The sequence below is a fragment of the Deferribacterota bacterium genome, from assembly GCA_034189185.1.
Taxonomy (GTDB): Bacteria; Chrysiogenota; Deferribacteres; order Deferribacterales; family UBA228; genus UBA228.
In genome coordinates, this window is the sequence record JAXHVM010000182.1 from 1 (window position 1) to 3,469 (window position 3,469).

Genomic DNA, 3,469 nt, shown 5'->3' on the forward strand with positions numbered 1-3,469 from the left:
TTTAGGACACTTTTTTGTCCATATCTTTTTTCTAAATTAATTGTTTCTAATGTTTTTTGTGGCATTGTTTTTTATAGGTACTAAAAAAATGATTGCGCCAAGGATTATTATAATAAAACCAATCCATATAAATGAGACAAGCGGTAGGAGTTTAATTTGTATGCCAATATAATTATCTGGTTTTGAATATGAAGCTAAAATGATATATAGATCATGCGACAATTTTGAATATATGGCAACCTCCCCAAAGGATTCTTCGTGATTTCTATAAAAACGCCTCTCAGGAGCTACTGTTATAATATACTCACCCTTTTCATTATTAACTTTTATTGGCACATATGCAGAAACATAGTTTGTGAATTCATTAAATTTAATCTCTCCAAGCTCTAGAATGTAATGATTAAGTTTAATTGTCTCTCCTTGCGAGGCAACAACCTCGGCATCTCTTTGATAAAGAGAGGAAAATATTATACCTAGCCCCATTATTAGAATGCCTATATGAATAATCATTGATGAATAGAAGCTTTTATTTACCTTTAAATTTTTAATACCACCTTTTATGAGGTTTTTTATAATAAATAGTAAGACCGAAAAAAGGGCAAATAGGTCTGCTAAATATAATATTACTGAATTTATTTTTTTAAAACCTGTAAAATACAGATAAATACTAACTATTAATGCAAGAATAAAAGCGGGTATAATTATTGATAAAAATTTTCTATTTTTAACACCGTTGAAAGGAATAGCATTGCACAATCCTAGTAGTATGAAAATTGTTATAAAAAATGGTGTGGTAGCTTTATTGTAGTAAGATATGCTTACCGATGCCCCTTCTGGCATAAAAAATTGAGTAAATATAGGTAGGGTAGAGCCAAAAAAAATTACTGCTAAGAGTGCTATAAAAACCCAGTTTGTAATGTATACTAAGCCTTCTTTTGAAAGGGTAACATCTTCAGTTACTTTTTTTATCCCCTTTTTGAAGAATATAAATAGAAAAATAGCAGTTGTTAATATGATAAAAATTAAGAATAGAGGCCCTAATGAGGTTTTACCAAAGCTATGGACAGAGTCAATAACCCCACTTCTTGTTAAAAAGGTTGCAAATATACATAGTTCATAGGTAGCTAAAATTAGAATATATGTCCAGTTGTTTAATGCATATTTTTTGTTTAATATGTAAGCAGAGTGAAGAAATGCGGTTGCGGTTAACCATGGAAAAAGTGATGCGTTTTCAACAGGGTCCCACGCCCAATAACCACCCCAACCAAGTTCAACATATGACCACTGTGCACCAAGCACAATACCGATTGTTAAAAATAACCAAATTATAAGATTTATATATCTAGTATTTTTTATCCAAAAGGCTTTAAGATCTTTTGACATAATTGCTGCTACTGCATGAGCAAATGTAACAGTAAAACCCGCAAAGCCAATATATAGTGTTGGAGGATGGTAAATCATCCCAGGATTTTGTAAAAGTGGGTTCATGCCAAGGCCATCCATTGGGAAAAAATCGAGTTCTTTGAATGGATTCATAACAAAGGTTGTCAACATAAGGAAAAATGTTTCAGTTATAAGTAAAGTTATAAAAACAAGTGAATTGTACCTGTAGTCGAATTTTCTAATTCTATATAACTCTATAGCAGAAAATACTGTAATAAGCCAAGCCCATAAAAAAAGTGAGCCCTCCTGGCCTGCCCAAAAAGCTGAAAATTTATAGATTAGGGGAAGTGATCTGTCAGTATATTTTGCAACATATTCCATTTTGAAATAGCTGGTTATGCAAGCATAAGTAAGTATTACCCCTGAGAGGGTAGTAAATAAAATTTTAACTATAACTAGAAAATTTGCTCTTCTAAAATATCTTTTATTGCCATAGATATAGGCATATACATATGATACTATTGCAATAATAGCAATTACTAGAGCAATTAACTCAAATAATGTACCAAGCTTACCCAAGAATAACCCCCTTGAAAAATTAGGTTAGAACTAAATACGGTTATTTTTCACTTAATTTAGCTTCATATTTTGATGGGCACTTTGCTAAGAGGGTTTTTGCATCTAGAGTATTTTTTTCTTTATTGTAAACACCCTCAACAATCACACCCCTGCCCTCTTTAAATGTATCTGGTATTATACCGTTATAAGAAACATTTATATAATTATTATCTTCACCAATAAGCTTGAAAAACAACTCTTTCTCTTTATCATTCCTTATAACAGAATTAACTTTTACCAAACCAGATACCCTTACATCAGTACCTAGAGAGATATCTTTAGCTATAAGTTCGTCTACCTCTAAGTAGTATATACCACTTTTGTTAAAACCAGTTGTGATAAGATATATAATAGCAATAATAATTAAGCAAGAGCTTATGATATATTTTTTCTTCATAACGACTCCCTAATAATATATAACATCTTGAATTTTTATTATTTTAAAATAAAATAATAAAAAAGCAATAATAAATTTGGAGAGTAACATGAATGAACTTACCATTGTTACTGTATTTTTAGCAGGTTTCCTTTCTTTTTTATCACCCTGCATTTTACCATTAATACCGGCATATATCTCATTTATTTCTGGCGAAAACTTATATAGTCTTACTGAAAGCAGTAGAAAGATACATGTTAAAGCAATCATTGGCACAATTTTTTTTGGCCTAGGTTTTACAACTGTTTTTGTTGCTATGGGTGCAAGTGCTACATGGATTGGTAGTTTTTTTGTGCAGTATAAGTATGTCTTATCAAAAGTAGCAGGTGTTATTATTGTTATTTTTGGCTTGCATTTGTTAGGTTTTTTTAAATTTAATTTATTGAAAAAACAATATAAGGTAAATTATAAAAAAGGTAACTCACCTTATTATATAGAGTCATTTTTGTTGGGTTTGGCATTTGTTCTTGGCTGGACACCCTGTATAGGTCCTATACTTGGTTCTATACTGGCAGTTGCTGCTACTGAGGAAACTATAAATAAAGGTATATTTTTACTCTCTGTCTATTCAGCTGGTCTTTGGGTTCCATTTTTAATAACTGCTGTTTTTTTGTCAACTTGTCTTCTGCTTATAAAAAAATATTCAAAGGTATCTCTTTTTATAGAAAAGGCTTCAGGAATACTTTTGATTTTTATGGGAATTCTTATATTTACAAATGCATTAAGCTATTTAGCAACTTTTTTTAGCTAGACAGATCCTATTTTTTTCTTGTTTTTGGTGTAAAGAACATGCATTTTTTACCAGAGGAATTGTATACTTCAATTGAAGGTAATCTTTTAGATTTAAAATTAAGGACAGTGCACCCATAGGGTCTTTTTTCATCCCAGGTTATTCTTAGATATTTACATTTAAAGCAATTAATAAAATTTTTATTCACTTTAATATCTCCAAAATTTCATCTACCCTTCCTTCATTTATATCAATAGGCGGCATAAGTGCGTTATCTTTTAGTTTCCTTGGGTTTTTTATCC

The 3,469-nt window shown here is 30.5% G+C and carries 3 protein-coding genes; 1 reads left to right on the forward strand and 2 read right to left on the reverse strand.

Features of this window, described 5'->3' with window-relative positions; all coding sequences use genetic code 11:
- Nucleotides 1-36: 36 nt before the first annotated feature.
- The gene (locus SVN78_09470) at nt 37-1,962 is read right to left on the reverse strand and encodes a cytochrome c-type biogenesis CcmF C-terminal domain-containing protein (protein MDY6821834.1); all 1,926 of its coding nucleotides are present in this window, start codon (nt 1,960-1,962) and stop codon (nt 37-39) included.
- 40 nt (nt 1,963-2,002) lie between these two features.
- Nucleotides 2,003-2,398, reverse strand: a complete 396-nt coding sequence (locus SVN78_09475; GenBank protein ID MDY6821835.1) for a cytochrome c maturation protein CcmE — start codon at nt 2,396-2,398, stop codon at nt 2,003-2,005.
- An 88-nt stretch (nt 2,399-2,486) separates the two neighbouring features.
- On the opposite strand from SVN78_09475, the gene SVN78_09480 reads away from it, so the two are divergent.
- On the forward strand, nt 2,487-3,188 hold the full coding sequence (locus SVN78_09480; protein ID MDY6821836.1) for a cytochrome c biogenesis protein CcdA: 702 nt from the start codon (nt 2,487-2,489) through the stop codon (nt 3,186-3,188).
- The last annotated feature ends 281 nt before the right edge of the window (nt 3,189-3,469 follow it).

Coding starts and splice junctions, on each gene's coding strand:
- SVN78_09480 (MDY6821836.1), top strand. CDS start 2,487: ATGAATGAACTTACCATTGTTACTGTATTTTTAGCAGGTTTCCTTTCT.
- SVN78_09475 (MDY6821835.1), bottom strand. CDS start 2,398: ATGAAGAAAAAATATATCATAAGCTCTTGCTTAATTATTATTGCTATT.